Origin of the sequence: Sphingobium herbicidovorans (assembly GCF_002080435.1) — a bacterium.
GTDB classification, from domain to species: Bacteria; Pseudomonadota; Alphaproteobacteria; order Sphingomonadales; family Sphingomonadaceae; genus Sphingobium; species Sphingobium herbicidovorans.
The window spans coordinates 612,313-626,770 of record NZ_CP020538.1 but is presented as its reverse complement, the minus strand read 5'-3'; the positions used below and the strand labels follow the sequence as shown (position 1 = coordinate 626,770).

11 protein-coding genes and 1 pseudogene are annotated in these 14,458 nt (G+C 61.7%); 6 read left to right on the top strand and 6 right to left on the bottom strand.

Annotated elements, in window-relative coordinates; genetic code table 11:
* Positions 1-6: 6 nt before the first annotated feature.
* The gene (gene cyoB / locus B6S01_RS02990) at positions 7-2,025 is read right to left on the bottom strand and encodes a cytochrome o ubiquinol oxidase subunit I (RefSeq protein ID WP_051907955.1); all 2,019 of its coding nucleotides are present in this window, start codon (positions 2,023-2,025) and stop codon (positions 7-9) included.
* 57 nt (positions 2,026-2,082) lie between these two features.
* Positions 2,083-3,228 (bottom strand): ubiquinol oxidase subunit II, encoded by a 1,146-nt coding sequence (cyoA, locus tag B6S01_RS02985; protein ID WP_037462364.1) that lies wholly within the window; start codon positions 3,226-3,228, stop codon positions 2,083-2,085.
* Positions 3,229-3,394: 166 nt separating this feature from the next.
* Here cyoA and B6S01_RS02980 point away from each other — a divergent pair, with 166 nt between their 5' ends.
* Positions 3,395-4,726 carry an MFS transporter gene (locus B6S01_RS02980; RefSeq protein WP_037462183.1) on the top strand — a complete coding sequence of 444 codons (1,332 nt, stop codon included), beginning with the start codon at positions 3,395-3,397 and terminating at the stop codon, positions 4,724-4,726.
* Here B6S01_RS02980 and B6S01_RS02975 read toward each other — a convergent pair.
* The 4 genes from B6S01_RS02975 to B6S01_RS02960 all read right to left on the bottom strand — a co-directional run bounded on the left by B6S01_RS02975 (position 4,723) and on the right by B6S01_RS02960 (position 9,064).
* Complete coding sequence (locus B6S01_RS02975) at positions 4,723-5,565, bottom strand: glycosyltransferase (protein WP_037462185.1); 843 nt, start codon at positions 5,563-5,565, stop codon at positions 4,723-4,725. The genes B6S01_RS02980 and B6S01_RS02975 overlap by 4 nt on opposite strands.
* A gap of 4 nt (positions 5,566-5,569) precedes the next feature.
* Positions 5,570-6,838, bottom strand: a complete 1,269-nt coding sequence (locus B6S01_RS02970; protein ID WP_037462187.1) for an ammonium transporter — start codon at positions 6,836-6,838, stop codon at positions 5,570-5,572.
* Between the two features lie 100 nt (positions 6,839-6,938).
* Positions 6,939-7,649: a head GIN domain-containing protein gene (locus tag B6S01_RS02965; RefSeq protein ID WP_051907956.1), complete on the bottom strand. Its 711-nt coding sequence runs from the start codon at positions 7,647-7,649 to the stop codon at positions 6,939-6,941.
* Between the two features lie 188 nt (positions 7,650-7,837).
* Entirely contained in the window at positions 7,838-9,064 is a 1,227-nt protein-coding gene (locus tag B6S01_RS02960) for an NAD(P)/FAD-dependent oxidoreductase (protein ID WP_037462189.1), read from the bottom strand.
* Positions 9,065-9,254: 190 nt separating this feature from the next.
* Here B6S01_RS02960 and B6S01_RS02955 point away from each other — a divergent pair, with 190 nt between their 5' ends.
* From B6S01_RS02955 to tnpC, 5 genes and pseudogenes are all read left to right on the top strand, one after another.
* Positions 9,255-11,153, top strand: coding sequence for a potassium transporter Kup (locus tag B6S01_RS02955; protein WP_051907958.1), 1,899 nt, complete (start codon positions 9,255-9,257; stop codon positions 11,151-11,153).
* A gap of 41 nt (positions 11,154-11,194) precedes the next feature.
* Positions 11,195-12,106, top strand: a complete 912-nt coding sequence (locus B6S01_RS02950) for a ThuA domain-containing protein (RefSeq protein WP_051907960.1) — start codon at positions 11,195-11,197, stop codon at positions 12,104-12,106.
* Positions 12,107-12,157: 51 nt separating this feature from the next.
* Positions 12,158-12,610: an IS66-like element accessory protein TnpA gene (tnpA, locus tag B6S01_RS02945; protein ID WP_051907962.1), complete on the top strand. Its 453-nt coding sequence runs from the start codon at positions 12,158-12,160 to the stop codon at positions 12,608-12,610.
* Positions 12,607-12,963: an IS66 family insertion sequence element accessory protein TnpB gene (gene tnpB, locus B6S01_RS02940; RefSeq protein WP_037462191.1), complete on the top strand. Its 357-nt coding sequence runs from the start codon at positions 12,607-12,609 to the stop codon at positions 12,961-12,963. Before tnpA ends, tnpB begins: the two co-directional genes overlap by 4 nt.
* Positions 12,964-12,994: 31 nt before the next feature.
* Positions 12,995-14,389 (top strand): annotated as a pseudogene (gene tnpC / locus B6S01_RS02935) (IS66 family transposase); the annotation flags it as partial.
* Between the last annotated feature and the right edge of the window lie 69 nt (positions 14,390-14,458).

The following is a 14,458-nucleotide window of genomic DNA, read 5'->3' as shown; positions in this document are numbered from 1 at the left end:
GATGGTTCAGTCCTGCATGGCGAGCTGACGGGTGCGCTCGCCTTCGGTGCGCTCGACGACATCCTGCGGGATGTAGAAGTCGCGCTTGTAATTGAAGGTATGGCCGATCGCGACCGCCAATATGCCGATGAAGCTGAGTCCGGCCAGCCACCACATGTACCAGATCATGCCTACTGCGAATGCAACGGACAGGGCCGACAGGATGATCCCCGTGCCCGTGTTGCTGGGCATGTGTATCGGTCGATAGCCCGTCAGTGGGCGCTGATAGCCCCGCTTCTTCATGTCCGCCCATGCGTCCCCGTCATGGATGACGGGCGTGAAGGCGAAGTTATAGTCCGGCGGAGGCGAACTGGTCGCCCATTCCAGCGTGCGGCCATCCCAGGGATCTCCGGTCGTGTCACGCAGCTGGTCTCTCTTCATGATGCTGACGCCGAACTGGATGAACATGCAGGCGATACCGGCGGCGATCATCACCGCGCCCAAGGCAGCGATCTGGAACCAGATCTGCAGAGAAGGATCGTCGAAGACGCGCATGCGGCGGGTGACACCCATCAGGCCCAGGACATAGAGCGGCATGAAGGCGACCCAGAAACCGACGACCCACAGCCAGAAGCTGCGCACGCCCCATTTGCGGTCGAGCCTGAAGCCGAACGCCTTTGGCCACCAATAGTTGATCGCCGCGAACATCCCGAACAGCACGCCGCCGATAATCACATTGTGGAAATGCGCGATCAGAAACAGCGAGTTGTGCAGCACGAAGTCGGCTGGCGGCACGGCGAGCAGCACGCCGGTCATGCCACCGACCACGAAGGTGAGCATGAAAGCGACCGTCCACATCATCGGCAGTTCGAACCGGATGCGGCCGCGATACATGGTGAAGAGCCAGTTGAAGAGCTTGGCCCCGGTCGGGATGGAAATGACCATTGTCGTGATGCCGAAGAAGCTGTTGACGCTGGCGCCCGATCCCATGGTGAAGAAATGGTGCAGCCAGACGAGGTAGCTGAGGATGGCGATCACGACCGTTGCGTAGACCATCGACGAATAGCCGAAGAGCCGCTTTGACGAGAAGGTCGAGGTGACTTCGCTGAACACCCCGAACAGCGGCAGGATGAGGATGTAGACCTCTGGATGGCCCCAGATCCAGATGAGGTTTACGTACATCATGGGATTGCCGCCCATGTCGTTGGTGAAGAAGGCGGTGCTGACATAGCGGTCGAGGCTGAGCAGCGCGAGAACGGCGGTCAGGACCGGGAACGCCGCGACGATCAGAATGTTGGCGCACAGCGAGGTCCATACGAAGATGGGCAGCTTCATCATCGACATGCCGGGCGCGCGCATCTTTACGATGGTCGCGATCAGGTTGACGCCGGACAGGAGCGTGCCGATGCCCGCTACCTGCAGGCCCCAAATATAATAATCGACGCCGACCCCCGGACTATAAGCAATGCCGGACAGAGGCGGATAGGCGAGCCAGCCGGTGCGGGCGAACTCGCCCACGAATAGCGACATCATGGTGATGACCGCGCCAGCCGTGGTCATCCAGAAGCTGAAATTGTTGAGGAAGGGGAAGCTGACATCGCGCGCGCCGATCTGCAACGGGATCATGTAGTTCATGATCCCGGTGATCATCGGCATCGCGACGAAGAAGATCATTATGACGCCGTGCGCCGTGAAAATCTGGTCGTAGTGATGCGCGTTCAGATAGCCTTCCGACCCGTTGAAAGCCCATGCCTGCTGAAGGCGCATCATCAGTGCGTCGGCGAAACCGCGCACGAACATGATGAGGCCCAGGATCATGTACATTATGCCGATGCGTTTGTGATCCACGGTGGTGAACCAGTTGCGCCAGAGCATGCCCCACAGGCGATATTTGGTGACAAGACCCAGGATCGCCACGCCGCCGATCACGACCGCGACGAAGGTGGCCATCACGATCGGTTCGTGAATGGGGATCGCGCTCCAGTCGAGCCGACCGAAGATCAGCTTCCAGATGCCGCTATTTTCTGATGCGGGATGGGGAGACATGGGCAGAGCCTTCAGGCGAAAGAGAGACAGTGGGGAAGCGGGCTGCGCTGCATCAGGCTACATGCCTTCATGGCCGTGATGCCCGCTGTGATCGGTGTCTTTTTGGCCGGGGGCTTCATTGCCCTGCGCGGCTGGCGTTCTTTCCGCCGCCGGGGTCATGCCGGCGGGTTGCGCGATCTCACCCTTCTTGCCTGGCTCGACAGGGTGATAGCCGCCAACGTCGATTGTGCCGTCATGACGCAGGCCCCGCGTATCGCGTGCAGACTCCTTGCCCGCGCCGCCCATCATGTCGGTCATCATGACTTCGTCCATGCAGCGCTTGCCCGGCTGGGCGCACATGTTGAGCGCGGCGTGAAACAGCTTGGGCTCGACGCCGGCGAAATACATCGGGGGCACTTTTTCGCTGGGCTGCTCCAGCTTTACATAAGCGGCGCGATCCAGCCTTGCGTTGCTTGCCCTGACCTGGGCGACCCAGCGGTCGAACCCGGCCTGATCCATCGCCCTGAACCTGAAGCGCATGTTGGAAAAGCCAGCGCCCGAATAGTTGGCGGAGAAGCCTTCGAAATCGCCGGGCTTGTTGGCGACGGCGTGCAGCACCGTCTGCATGCCCGGCATGGCATAGATCTGCCCTGCGAGCGCGGGGACGAAGAAGCTGTTCATCAGGGTTGATGAGGTGATCTTGAATTCGATCGGCTGGTCGACCGGGGCGGCCAGTTCGTTGACGGTTGCGATCCCCAGTTCCGGGTAGATGAACAGCCATTTCCAGTCGAGCGCCACGACTTCGACCTGCAATCGCTTTGCCGACGGTTCGACTTTGCGATCGGCGTCCAGACGCTCGATCGGGCGGTAAGGGTCGAGCAGGTGGGTACTGGTCCAGGTGATCGCGCCCAGTGCGATGATGATCAGCAGCGGGGCCGACCAGATCAGCAGTTCAAGGCTGGTCGAGTGATCCCAGTCGGGATCATAGTCCTTTGCCTGCGCCTTTTCCCGGTAGCGCCATGCGAACCATATGGTCATGGCCATGACCGGCAGGATGATGAGCAGCATAAGCAGCGTGGAAATCACGATCAGGTCGCGTTGCTGCATCGCGACATCGCCGGAGGGCGACATGACCACCCAGTCGCACGCTCCCAGCGGAAGCAGCAACAAGGGCGCGAGTCGGCGCAAAAACGCAGCTGGTACGGGAACGAGGCGTGCGGTCATGAAGCCCGCATAGGAGGGGTGCTTGGGGATCGACATTGGACCTTTTGTCCTATCCCCTCGCGGGTGCGAAATAGGGCAATGGCCTGTCGATCACCGGGATGATTCGCTATGCTGCGACGAATGTTGGCATGGATCGTTCCCGCAGCATGAAGGCTTGCTATCTCCGATGACCGCCGCGACCACCACTCCATCTTCCACGTCGCTGGAGCGCGACGCGCGTCTTGTAACCGCGCGGGATCACAAGGTTGCCCCCGGAGAGATCGCCATTGGCGTGATCATCGGGCGCACGTCGGAATTTTTTGACTTCTTCGTTTACGCAATCGCTTCCTGCATCGTGTTTCCGGCGCATGTATTCCCTTATCTGACGCCGCTGGCGGGCACCCTCTGGTCCTTCGCCATCTTTGCCCTGGCCTTCATCACGCGGCCGATTGGCTCCTTCATCTTCATGGCGGTGGATCGCGCCTATGGGAGGGGCGTGAAGCTGACTATCGCGCTGTTCCTGCTCGGCGGATCGACTGCCTTCATTGCGTTCCTGCCAGGATATGAGACCATCGGCATCTGGTCTGCCGTTCTGCTGGCCGTGTTTCGGGCGGGGCAGGGGATCGCTTTGGGTGGGACCTGGGACGGCCTCGCGTCACTGTTGTCGCTCAATGCGCCGCAGAACAAGCGCGGCTGGTATGCAATGATGCCGCAGCTTGGGGCGCCAATAGCGTTGGTCGTGGCGAGCGGCCTGTTCGCTTTCTTCCTGTCAGTGCTCTCTCGGGGGGACTTCCTCGATTGGGGGTGGCGCTATCCCTTCTTCGTGGCGTTCGCGATCAACGTCGTGGCGCTGTTCGCCCGGTTGCGGATCGTGGTGACTCATGAGTTCGAACGGCTGTTTGAAACGCGTGAGCTGCAGCCGTCGCCGGTGCTGGAAACGGTGCGGAGCGAGGGGCGCAACATCGTCATCGGTGCGTTCGCCCCGCTGGCCAGCTTCGCGCTATTCCACATGGTGTCTGTGTTTCCGCTGTCGTGGATTGCGCTTTACACGCAGCAGCCGTTGGAGCGGTTCCTGGTGATCGAGGCGATTGGAGCCAGCGTTGGCATTCTGGCGATCGTCGTTTCGGGGTTCGTGGCGGACATGGTGGGACGTCGCAAGCTGCTGGCCTGGTCGGCGCTTGGTATCGGGATATTCAGCATCGCTGCGCCGCTGCTGCTGAACGGCGGGGAACTGGCCGAGATCGCGTTCATGATTCTGGGCTTCATGCTTCTGGGGCTCAGCTTTGGGCAGTCGTCGGGCGTGGTGGCGTCCAATTTCTCGACCGCCACCCGCTATACGGGTTCGGCCCTGACGTCGGATCTGGCCTGGCTCGTGGGGGCTGGCTTTGCGCCGCTGGTGGCGCTGGCGCTGTCAGTGACCTTCGGCTTGGCGGCGTCCGGCGTATACTTGCTCTCGGGTGCGATCGTCACTGGCCTTGCGCTGTTCATCAACAAGGAGCTGGCAGGTAAGGACCGCTAGATCGCCTGCCGCATCCGTGCGAGCGCCTTTCGATCGAACAAGCCTGTGGGACCGGGACGGGGCGCAAAACGCGGAAGCCATGTGGGGTAGAGGGTGCGAATCTCGCGAGGCAGGCCGGTTGGCCCGTCCCGTCCCATGATGTCCGACACAATCCGGTTCTGGAAAAAGCGGACCGAATAATTGATCATGCGGCGATATTGCATTTTCCATGTCAGGGGGCTGGCGAGCCGGACCGGCTCACAGAAGAAACCGGCATCCTCGCAGACGGAAATACGTTCGCGCTCCCATGCATCATCGGTCGATAGATCAGTATGTGCCCAGGCTGCGACAAGTCCATCATCGCCGATCAGGTCTTCGGGAAGCCGTAATCCGCGTGTACGGATACGGTTCACGAAGCCGCCTGACAGTGCATATAGATCGCCAAACAGGCCGCCTTCCTCACGCAGCTTGGCGCGGTATCGGGACGCCTGGCGACCATTGAGAGGCATGGCAGAAGCTGCATTTACGTCTTTTTTGTCAAGGGCCCGTACCAAGCTGTCGATCGAACCCGGCGCGATTTCTGCGTCGCCATCAAGGAAGATGACAGCCTGATCGTTTCCGACCAGCAGATCGTGGACGAAGTGGTTCCAGGTCCGCGATTTGCCGCCTGCTGCGATATCATGGACCAGCACATTGGATCTTCCACCAGCGGCGCTGCGCGCCAGGGCTGCGGTGGCGTCGGTCGATCCGTTCACGAGCACATGATAGATTGTGTCCGGGCGATCCAGGGGCAGCGAGGAAAGGCAAAGGCCGATGCGCCTTTCTTCCTGATGCGCGAAGATGCCGACGGCAATCCCCATGATTTTAGCGGAAGTCCCAGCCCTGCTGCCCGTGATCCAGCTGATCAAGGCCGCTCGCAGCCTGCTGTGCGCTGATACGCATCGGGAGCATGACGGAGAGGAGAAGTGCTGCGATCGCCGTCCCAGCCATCGACCACAGAGCGACGATGGCGATGCCTGAAAGCTGGCTCAGCATGGCGGTGGAAATGCTGATGTTCGCTGCATACCCGACGCCGCCAAGAAGGGGCTGGACGAATAGCGGCAGCAGAAGCGTGCCGATCACGCCGCCGATGCCGTGAAGGAGGAAGACGTCTGCCGGGTCATCGATGCGGTTTGCGAGCATGGCCTTGCCTGTCCGGCACAGAAGGGCGGAGATCAAGCCGATCAGCATTGCGCCACCAGTGCCGATGAGCGGGGCCGAAGCAGATATGGCGACAAGAGCTACGACAGCGCCAGAAACTGCGCCTGTGGCGCTCACATAGCCTGTGGCGATGCGATCGATGAGCATCCAGGTCAGCGCCCCGGCGCAGGCGGCAAAATGCATATTGAGGATGGCGGTGGCGGCGGAATCAGTCGCGCCTAGCGCCCACCCGCCGACCATGCCCGCCCAGCCGATCCAGACCAGTGCGCCACCCGCAAGGCTGAGCAGCGGAGCATGGCTGGCGGTACCCGGCGTCCGGCGTCTGCCGAGTATCACGGATAAAGCCAGCGCGGAAAACCCGGCGCTCGTGTGAATGACGAGACTGCCCGCGAAGTCCATGACGCCGAATTCTGCGAGCCAACCTCCGCCCCAGACCGCGTGGACCACCGGGGCGTAGACGATCAGCAGCCATAGTGGCGCAAGCCCCGCCATCCAGCCGAAGCGTGCGCGCTCCGCCACCGCGCCCGGAAGAAGGCAGGCGGCTAACAGGGCAAGAGCCATCTGGAACAGGACGAAGGCGGATTCGGGGACGGTCAGCCCTTCACGCAGCGAACCCAGATTGGCGAGGAACAGGTTAGCGCCGCCGCCGAGCCAGGCGCTGCCCGGCGCGTAGGACAGGCTGTATCCCGCGATAGCCCACACAAGCGATGCCCCCGCCGCAACCGCAATGCCCTGCATGGCCGCGGAAAGGGCGCTCCGCACATTCACCAGCCCCGCATGGCGCAGCAGCAGGCCCGGTAGAGCGGCAAACAGGATCAGCAGCGCGCATATGATCATCCAGCCGGTGTCGCCGCTGTCGGCCACCGCGACCTGTGCATTCGCCGTCTGAGGCGCGGCCAGGAACAGGAAGATAAGCAGGCAACGAGCGAACATGGGGCAATCCGGCTGTTTCAGATCGCCATGACCCTAGCGGGCGCGCGGTAAAGACTTTGATAAGGTTGGGGCGGAGCGAGGAGGTGCGCGACCAACGTGACTAATAGCTTTCACCGCCGCAGGATATCCGGCCGGTGCCGCGATTATCCACCTGGCAGGCGGCCTTACCCACTATCGTCACGTCGCCCGAGCCGGAGGCCGATATTTTCGCTGTCACCTCCGCAGTCAGTGCGATGTTGCCCGGGCCATCATTACTGACCGTTGCTTGCCGGACACGCAGGCTCTCGGCCTCGACCGCTCCCGGGCCGTTCAACCGCAGCGATGCCGTCGCCGCCCTGCCTGCCAGCGTAGCCCGGCCTGCACCCGAAAGACCAAGATTCAGTTGATCGACATCGACCGCAGCAACACTGACGTCGCCGTTGCCGCCCAATATGATGTCGCCGCGCAACCCCTTCATCCGGTTAACGGAAACGCTGCCGCCGCCGGTCAGCACCAGCCTTGCCAGCGAACCGGTGGACAGCCGCACCGTGGCCCGACCGCCTGATCTTTCACCCGGCCGGGGACGATCCATGCGAACGGTCAGCAGGCGTCCGGACACCTCCACCTTCAGACGGTCGAGCAGTGATTGATCGCCCTCCGCTCGCGCGGACGCGCCTGCGCCCGTGGTGATGATCACTTCGACGGGAGCATCGACCCGGATCGCATCGAAGCTCGTGATCGTATAGCCATGCGTCGCCGCAATCGCAGGACCAGATGACAACAGGGCAAAGAGTGCGAGCGACCATAGGCATATTCCCTGTCGCCTCGACATGACTCCGTCATTTCCTTGAAAAAGTTTCACTATCCGGGTGATAGCGTGGGCTTCGAAACCCGCAAGTGCCGACGGCGATCGGTTTCGGCTTGTAGTATGAGCAGGCTGATGTTCATCATTGTCCTCTGATCGTCATGCTTGAGCGTTCAGCCTGACGATCAGAGTCTATCGAGATTGCAACGAACCCTTCAGGCGAGGCCTACTTCCTTGAGCGGCACGGAGGCGTCGGCGAGCTGTGCCTGGTCCAGCAGCGCCCCCGAGATCACATGGGCGCGGCCTTGGACATAATCCTTGACCGCATTGACGCAATCAAGGGCGATCAGCTTGCCCGCCTTCATGTAGAGGACCGAGAAGCTGCGCGTTGCGGGGTCGCCGCGCAGAATGGTGTGGTCATGGCCGATCGACAGTCCGACCGTCTGCAGCTTCAGATCATATTGGTTCGACCAGAACCACGGCACGGCGTCATAGGCGTCTTCCTTGCCCATAATATGCTGTACCGCCGTTTTCGCCTGATCATTGGCGTTCTGGACCGATTCGAGCCGGATCTGCGCTCCGCGGGCGAAACGGTTGGCATGGGATGCGCAATCGCCGACAGCATAGATGTCGGGCAGGCTGGTGCGGCAATATTCATCGACATCGACGCCGTTGCCACCTGCGGCGCCTGCCGCGATCAGCGGACCGGTTTCGGGGATGATGCCGATGCCCACGATAACCATGTCGGTTTCGATCCGCTCGCCATTCTGCATCAACACGGCCGTAGCCTTGCCGTCCGTAACCTCGATGCAGTCCATCTTCGCGCCAGTACGCAGATCGACGCCATGGGCGCGGTGCTCGGCCTCGTAGAAGCGGGACAGTTCTTCCCCCGCGACGCGCGCGAGAACACGGTCCAGCGCCTCAAGCAGCACGACCTTCTTGCCAAATTTACTGAGGACGGCGGCTGCTTCCAGTCCAATATAGCCCCCGCCGATCACGGTGACATGATTGATCCGGTCAAGCTTCGCCATCATCGCATCGACATCGTCGCGCCGGCGCACGGCGTGGACATTTTCAGCGTCCGCACCATTGCAGGTCAGCATCCGAGGGCTGCCGCCGGTGCACCAGATGAGCTTGTCATAGCCAATTTGTTCGCCGCCGGCCGTGACGGTCTTGGCTACAGGATCGATGGCCTTGACCCGGCGGCCGAGCAGCATGTCGATCTTGCGATCGTCCCAAAAGCTGGCTGGGCGGATCAGGATGCGTTCGAAGCTCTTTTCGCCCGCAAAATATTCCTTGGACAATGGCGGCCGCTCATAGGGTGGGTCCTTTTCGTCGCCGATCATGGCGACCGAACCTTCAAAGCCCAGTTGACGAAGCGCAATGGCAGCCTGTGCACCCGCATGCCCCGCGCCAACGATCAGAACGTCATAATGGCTCATCGGCCAGCAATCCCCTCAATTCATGTTGCTGCCGTCATTGGCGCGCTTTCCAGGGGCTGACAAGGGGCAGGGGGGAGTTTCGGCCTGAAGGCCCGCGATATTAATTTCATGGATCGCGCTTCCGCCCCATGGTGTCGCCGCCCAAGTCTGTGGCATAGGCATCGCGCGGACTGTGGGGACTTTCTGTCTGATGGCTGGCAATGACGTGAGGACGAGCAGTGGCGCCCCTGGTGAGCATGGCTCGTTACCTTCGCTGGCTTTTGGCGCCCTGGGGGTTGTGTTCGGCGACATCGGTACATCCCCGCTCTATGCGCTGAAGGAAAGTTTCGTCGGCCATCATCCGCTGGCCGTTGATCCCGTGCACATCTACGGTGTTCTGTCGCTGATCTTCTGGACCATGACGCTGGTCGTGACGGTCAAATATGTGTTCATCATCATGCGCGCCGACAATCATGGTGAAGGCGGCAGCATGGCGTTGCTGGCGCTGATCGGACGCAGGATGGGAGAGACGCGCTGGACGCCAGCTGTCGCAGTGCTGGGCGTGCTGGCTACGGCATTGTTCTACGGCGATGCCATCATCACGCCCGCAATCTCCGTGCTGTCTGCGGTAGAGGGACTGACGGTCGTGCAGGCCGGGCTGACTCCTCTGGTCCTGCCCATCGCGATCGTGATCCTGATTGCGCTCTTTGTGATCCAGAGCTTCGGCACGGCAAGGGTCGGCGCGCTGTTCGGCCCCGTCATGGCGGTTTACTTCCTGGTGCTCGCGATATTGGGTATAGCCAATATTATCCGGCATCCAGAGATCATCCTGATCGTCAATCCGTGGTGGGCGCTGCATTTCTTCGAGATCGATCCCAAACTAGCCTTCCTGGCGCTTGGCTCGGTGGTGCTGGCGGTGACGGGAGCTGAGGCGCTTTATGCCGACATGGGGCATTTCGGGCGCCGGGCGATCAGCATTGCCTGGCTATATGCGGCGCTACCCTGTCTGATGCTGAATTATCTGGGGCAGGGCGCGCTGCTGCTGGATCAACCGGAGGCTGCGCAAAATCCCTTCTTCCTGCTGGCCCCTGAATGGGCGCGGCTGCCGCTGGTGATACTGGCTACGCTGGCGACAGTGATTGCCAGCCAGGCAGTGATTTCGGGCGCCTTTTCCGTGACGCGTCAGGCTGTGCAGCTGGGCTTCCTGCCGCGCCTGCGCATCCTGCACACAAGTGCGTCGGCCGCCGGGCAAGTCTATATGCCTCTGATCAATTGGACGTTGCTGGCTCTCGTCATGCTGCTCGTGCTAGGCTTTGGCAGTTCCAGCAACCTGGCAGCTGCCTATGGCATCGCGGTCACTGGCACGATGCTGATTACTACCTGTATGATGGGGGTGCTGACCTTTAGCGTGTGGCGCTGGAACCCATTTCTGGCGGGTGCTGTAACCGGCCTGTTCCTTGTGATCGATGGCGCCTATTTCCTGTCCAACGCCACCAAGATTCCCGATGGCGGCTGGTTCCCGCTGCTGGTCGCGGCGGTATGCTTCCTGGTTCTGACAACCTGGGCGACGGGAAGGCGGATCATGCGCAACTATCTGCGCGAGGACGCGATGGATCTGGAGTTGTTCATCAAATCGGCAGGCGCTTCGCTTAAGCGAGTGCCGGGCACGGCCATTTTCCTGTCATCGACGACGGAGGGCGTCCCTCCTGCCTTGCTCCACAATGTGAAGCACAACCGCATCCTGCACGAACGCAATATCATCTTGACCGTGCGGACCGAAGATGTGCCGCATCTGCCGTTCGATGGAAGAACGAGCGCGGAAGATCATGGAGCCGGTTTTTATCGCCTGATACTGCGTCATGGTTTCATGGAGAATGTAGATGTCCCGGCCGCCATGAAAGCGGTCCATGATTGTGGCGGGCCAATCGGTGTTGCCGACACCAGCTATTTTCTCAGCCGTGAGACGCTCGTCCCGTCTTCACGGCCCGGGATGGCGATCTGGCGCGAGCGGCTTTTTGCCTGGATGGTGCGAAATGCGGAAAGCCCAATGGCCTTCTTCAAGCTGCCGACGAACCGGGTGGTCGAGCTGGGCTCGCAACTGGAAATCTGAAACCGGCGTGCCGGATCCGCGCATAGAATGAGGCAGCGTCCATGTTTCCCATTATCAAAAAGATTGCGATGTGGACGCTGCTGGGCGCGGCTGGCTTTGTAGCGGTATCGCTGGCGTTGAATTGGGACCTGATTCAACGCGTGTATCTGGGCGGCAAGCATGTGTATGAGACAGTTCCGCCACCGTTACCCGCGCAGATCAAGCGTCCGGCGGTATTGATATTTTCCAAGACGAACGCTTTCCGGCATGAGGAGGCGATCCCGGCCGCCAACCTGCTGTTCGCTCGCTTTGCAAGCGACAATGGCTGGAGTTCTTTCCAGACCGAGAACGGCGCGGTGTTTCGCCCTGATATTCTGTCGCGATTTGATACTGTGCTGTTCAACAATGTGAGCGGCGACGTTTTTACGCCGGAACAGCAGGCGGCGTTCAAGACCTTTGTCGAGAAGGGCGGCGGCTTCCTGGCCATTCATGCCAGCGGCGACAGCTCGCATAAGGGCTGGTCCTGGTACACAAATGAGGTGATTGGGACAAACTTCATCGGCCACCCTCTCTCCCCCCAATTTCAGAAAGCAACGGTGATCGTCGAGGATCGCACCCATCCGGCTACCCGCGGATTGCCGGCCGACTGGTCACGCACGGACGAATGGTATTCCTTTGACAAGCCGCCCCGCAAACCCGGTTATCACATCCTCGCGGCTCTGGATGAACGAAGCTACAAACCGGAAGGCATTTTCGGCATGGACCTGCACATGGGCAGCGATCATCCAATCGTCTGGTGGCACTGTGTCGGCAAAGGCAGGGCTCTTTATTCGGGGCTCGGCCATACGGCGCAATCCTATGCCGAACCGGCACATCAGGCCATGCTGTTGGGGGCGCTGAAATGGACCCTGAAGCTCGAGGGGCCTCGCTGCGACAGCTGTAAGCGGTGCCGCGGCCCCACCTTGCGGACGTAAAGGGTAGTCCCGAGTCTGCGCCTCCTGATCAGGATGGAGGACGCTGGTGCTATGACGATGCCATGTGACGATGCTGGCACCAGCAAGGTTCAGCGGTTCGAGGTTTTCACCGGTGCAGGCCAGCGGCGGGACTGGCCGCCCGAAGTGAAGGCCGCGATCATCGCGGAGAGCTATTCCAAGCAGGAGACGGTCTGCGCCGTTGCTCGTCGGCACGGTCTTAGCCCATCGCAGCTATTCACCTGGCGGCGGCAGCTGCGCAAGCAGATGGAGGCCCGCGGCGTTGCGCTGCCGGTCGCCCCTACGATGGCGCCCGCGTTCGTCCCCGCGATTATCGAGGAGCCGCCGTCGATCGAACCGGCTCCGGCGAAGCGCCCGCGGAAGCAGGCGCGTGCAAAGGACAGCGCGGTCGAGCTGGAGATCGACGGAGTGGCAGTGAAGATCGGCCGCGGTGCCGATGCCGGCGTCATCGCTGCGGTGATCGAAGCGCTCAGGGCGACGCGATGATTGGACCGGGAGTTGGCGCCCGCGTCATGGTGGCGACGCGTCCGGTGGATTTTCGCAAAGGGCCGGACGCTTTGGCCGCTTTGGTGAGCGCGCAATATGGCGGCGATGCATTTTCCGGTGTGATCTACGTCTTTCGCGCCAAGCGTGCCGACAGGATCAAGCTGATCTGGTGGGATGGGACCGGCCTGTGCCTGATGGCGAAGCGTCTTGAGCAAGGCGGCTTCAAGTGGCCCGGCATCCAGGACGGCGTGATGCGTCTTTCTGCCGCCCAGTTGGGTGCGCTTCTGGAGGGATTGGACTGGCGCCGGGTTCATGGCGGCCGTCGACCGCAGGCCCCGCAGATTGCCGGTTGACGAGCCTTTGCTCCGCTGATTCACTGCTACAATGCTCACGCAAGCGGACCTGCCGGATGACATCGACGCGCTCCGTGCGCTCGTCCTGGAGCAGTCCCGGGTGCTGGCGGAGGAGCGGGCCGCATCTGAGGTCCGACTGGCGGAGCTGAACGTCGCCAAGGGCGAAGCGGACGCCGAGATCGAACGCCTCCAGTCGATCATCAAGGCCTTCATGCGGCATCGCTTCGGCAGCCGGTCCGAACAGCTCGATGCCGATCAGCTCCAGCTGGGCCTGGAAGATGTCGAGACGGCGCTTGGGCATGCTCGGGCTGCCAGAGAAGCTGTTGCGCCGCGTTCCCGCAGCGATCAGCCCCGCAAGACCAACCGCGGCTCCTTGCCCGCGCACCTCGAGCGGATCGAACAGATTGTCGATATCGACGACAAGGCCTGCCCTTGCTGCAGGGGACTGCTCCACCAGATCGGCGAAGACGTCGCTGAGCGCCTGGACGTCGTGCCCACCACCTTCCGCGTGCTGGTGACACGCCGCCCGCGTTATGGCTGTCGCTCCTGTGAAGGCGCGATCGTCCAGGCGCCTGCTCCGGCGCGGATAGTCGAAGGCGGGATTCCGACCGAAGCGCTGATCGCACAGGTGCTGGTCTCAAAGTATGCCGATCATGTGCCGCTATACCGGCAGGCTCAGATCTATGCCCGGCAGGATATCAGGCTCGATCGCTCCACCCTGGCGGACTGGGTGGGCCGGGCAGCATGGTATCTGCGGCCGCTGCGCGACCGGACCCTTGAGGAGCTCCGGCGATCCGAGCGCCTGTTCGCCGACGAGACTACCGCGCCGGTGCTTGATCCAGGGCGCGGCAGAACGAAGACCGGTCAGCTATGGGCCTATGCCCGCGATGATCGACCATGGGGTGGCGCAGGTCCGCCCATGGTCGCCTATGTCTATGCGGCAGACCGCAAGGCCGAGCGGCCCGACATCCACCTTGGAGACTTTGCAGGCATCCTGCAGGTCGATGGCTATGGCGGCTATACAGCTCTGGCCAAGCGGCGCGGCCAGCAGCTCAGCCTCGCCTTCTGTTGGTCCCATGTCCGGCGCAAGTTCTACGATCTTGCCGCCAGTTCTCCCGTCGCGACCGAGATATTGCGCCGGATCGCCATGCTCTATGCCATCGAAGACGAGGTGCGCGGCTCGACCGCTGAACACCGCCGCCTTGAGCGCTCCGAACGCAGCCGCATCATCATCGAGGACCTCAAGCTCTATTTCGATGGCCGGCTCCGGCAGATCAGCGCCAAGAGCAAGCTGGCTGAAGCCATTCGCTATGCGACCGGCCGCTGGGCTGGCCTCGTCCGCTTCATCGACGACGGCCGCATCGAACTCGACACCAACACCGTCGAGCGATCAATCCGCCCCTTGGCTTTGAACCGAAATTATGCGAAGCGCCGGATTATGCGCAGGTGCCAACGGCGGGGCCAGTTGTTGCACTAGACCCGCAGCCATAAACTT

Coding starts and splice junctions, on each gene's coding strand:
- cyoB (WP_051907955.1), bottom strand. CDS start 2,025: ATGTCTCCCCATCCCGCATCAGAAAATAGCGGCATCTGGAAGCTGATC.
- B6S01_RS02960 (WP_037462189.1), bottom strand. CDS start 9,064: ATGAGCCATTATGACGTTCTGATCGTTGGCGCGGGGCATGCGGGTGCA.
- B6S01_RS02975 (WP_037462185.1), bottom strand. CDS start 5,565: ATGGGGATTGCCGTCGGCATCTTCGCGCATCAGGAAGAAAGGCGCATC.
- B6S01_RS02965 (WP_051907956.1), bottom strand. CDS start 7,649: ATGTCGAGGCGACAGGGAATATGCCTATGGTCGCTCGCACTCTTTGCC.
- tnpA (WP_051907962.1), top strand. CDS start 12,158: ATGACGATGCCATGTGACGATGCTGGCACCAGCAAGGTTCAGCGGTTC.
- cyoA (WP_037462364.1), bottom strand. CDS start 3,228: ATGACCGCACGCCTCGTTCCCGTACCAGCTGCGTTTTTGCGCCGACTC.
- tnpB (WP_037462191.1), top strand. CDS start 12,607: ATGATTGGACCGGGAGTTGGCGCCCGCGTCATGGTGGCGACGCGTCCG.
- B6S01_RS02950 (WP_051907960.1), top strand. CDS start 11,195: ATGTTTCCCATTATCAAAAAGATTGCGATGTGGACGCTGCTGGGCGCG.
- B6S01_RS02980 (WP_037462183.1), top strand. CDS start 3,395: ATGACCGCCGCGACCACCACTCCATCTTCCACGTCGCTGGAGCGCGAC.
- B6S01_RS02955 (WP_051907958.1), top strand. CDS start 9,255: ATGGCTGGCAATGACGTGAGGACGAGCAGTGGCGCCCCTGGTGAGCAT.
- B6S01_RS02970 (WP_037462187.1), bottom strand. CDS start 6,838: ATGTTCGCTCGTTGCCTGCTTATCTTCCTGTTCCTGGCCGCGCCTCAG.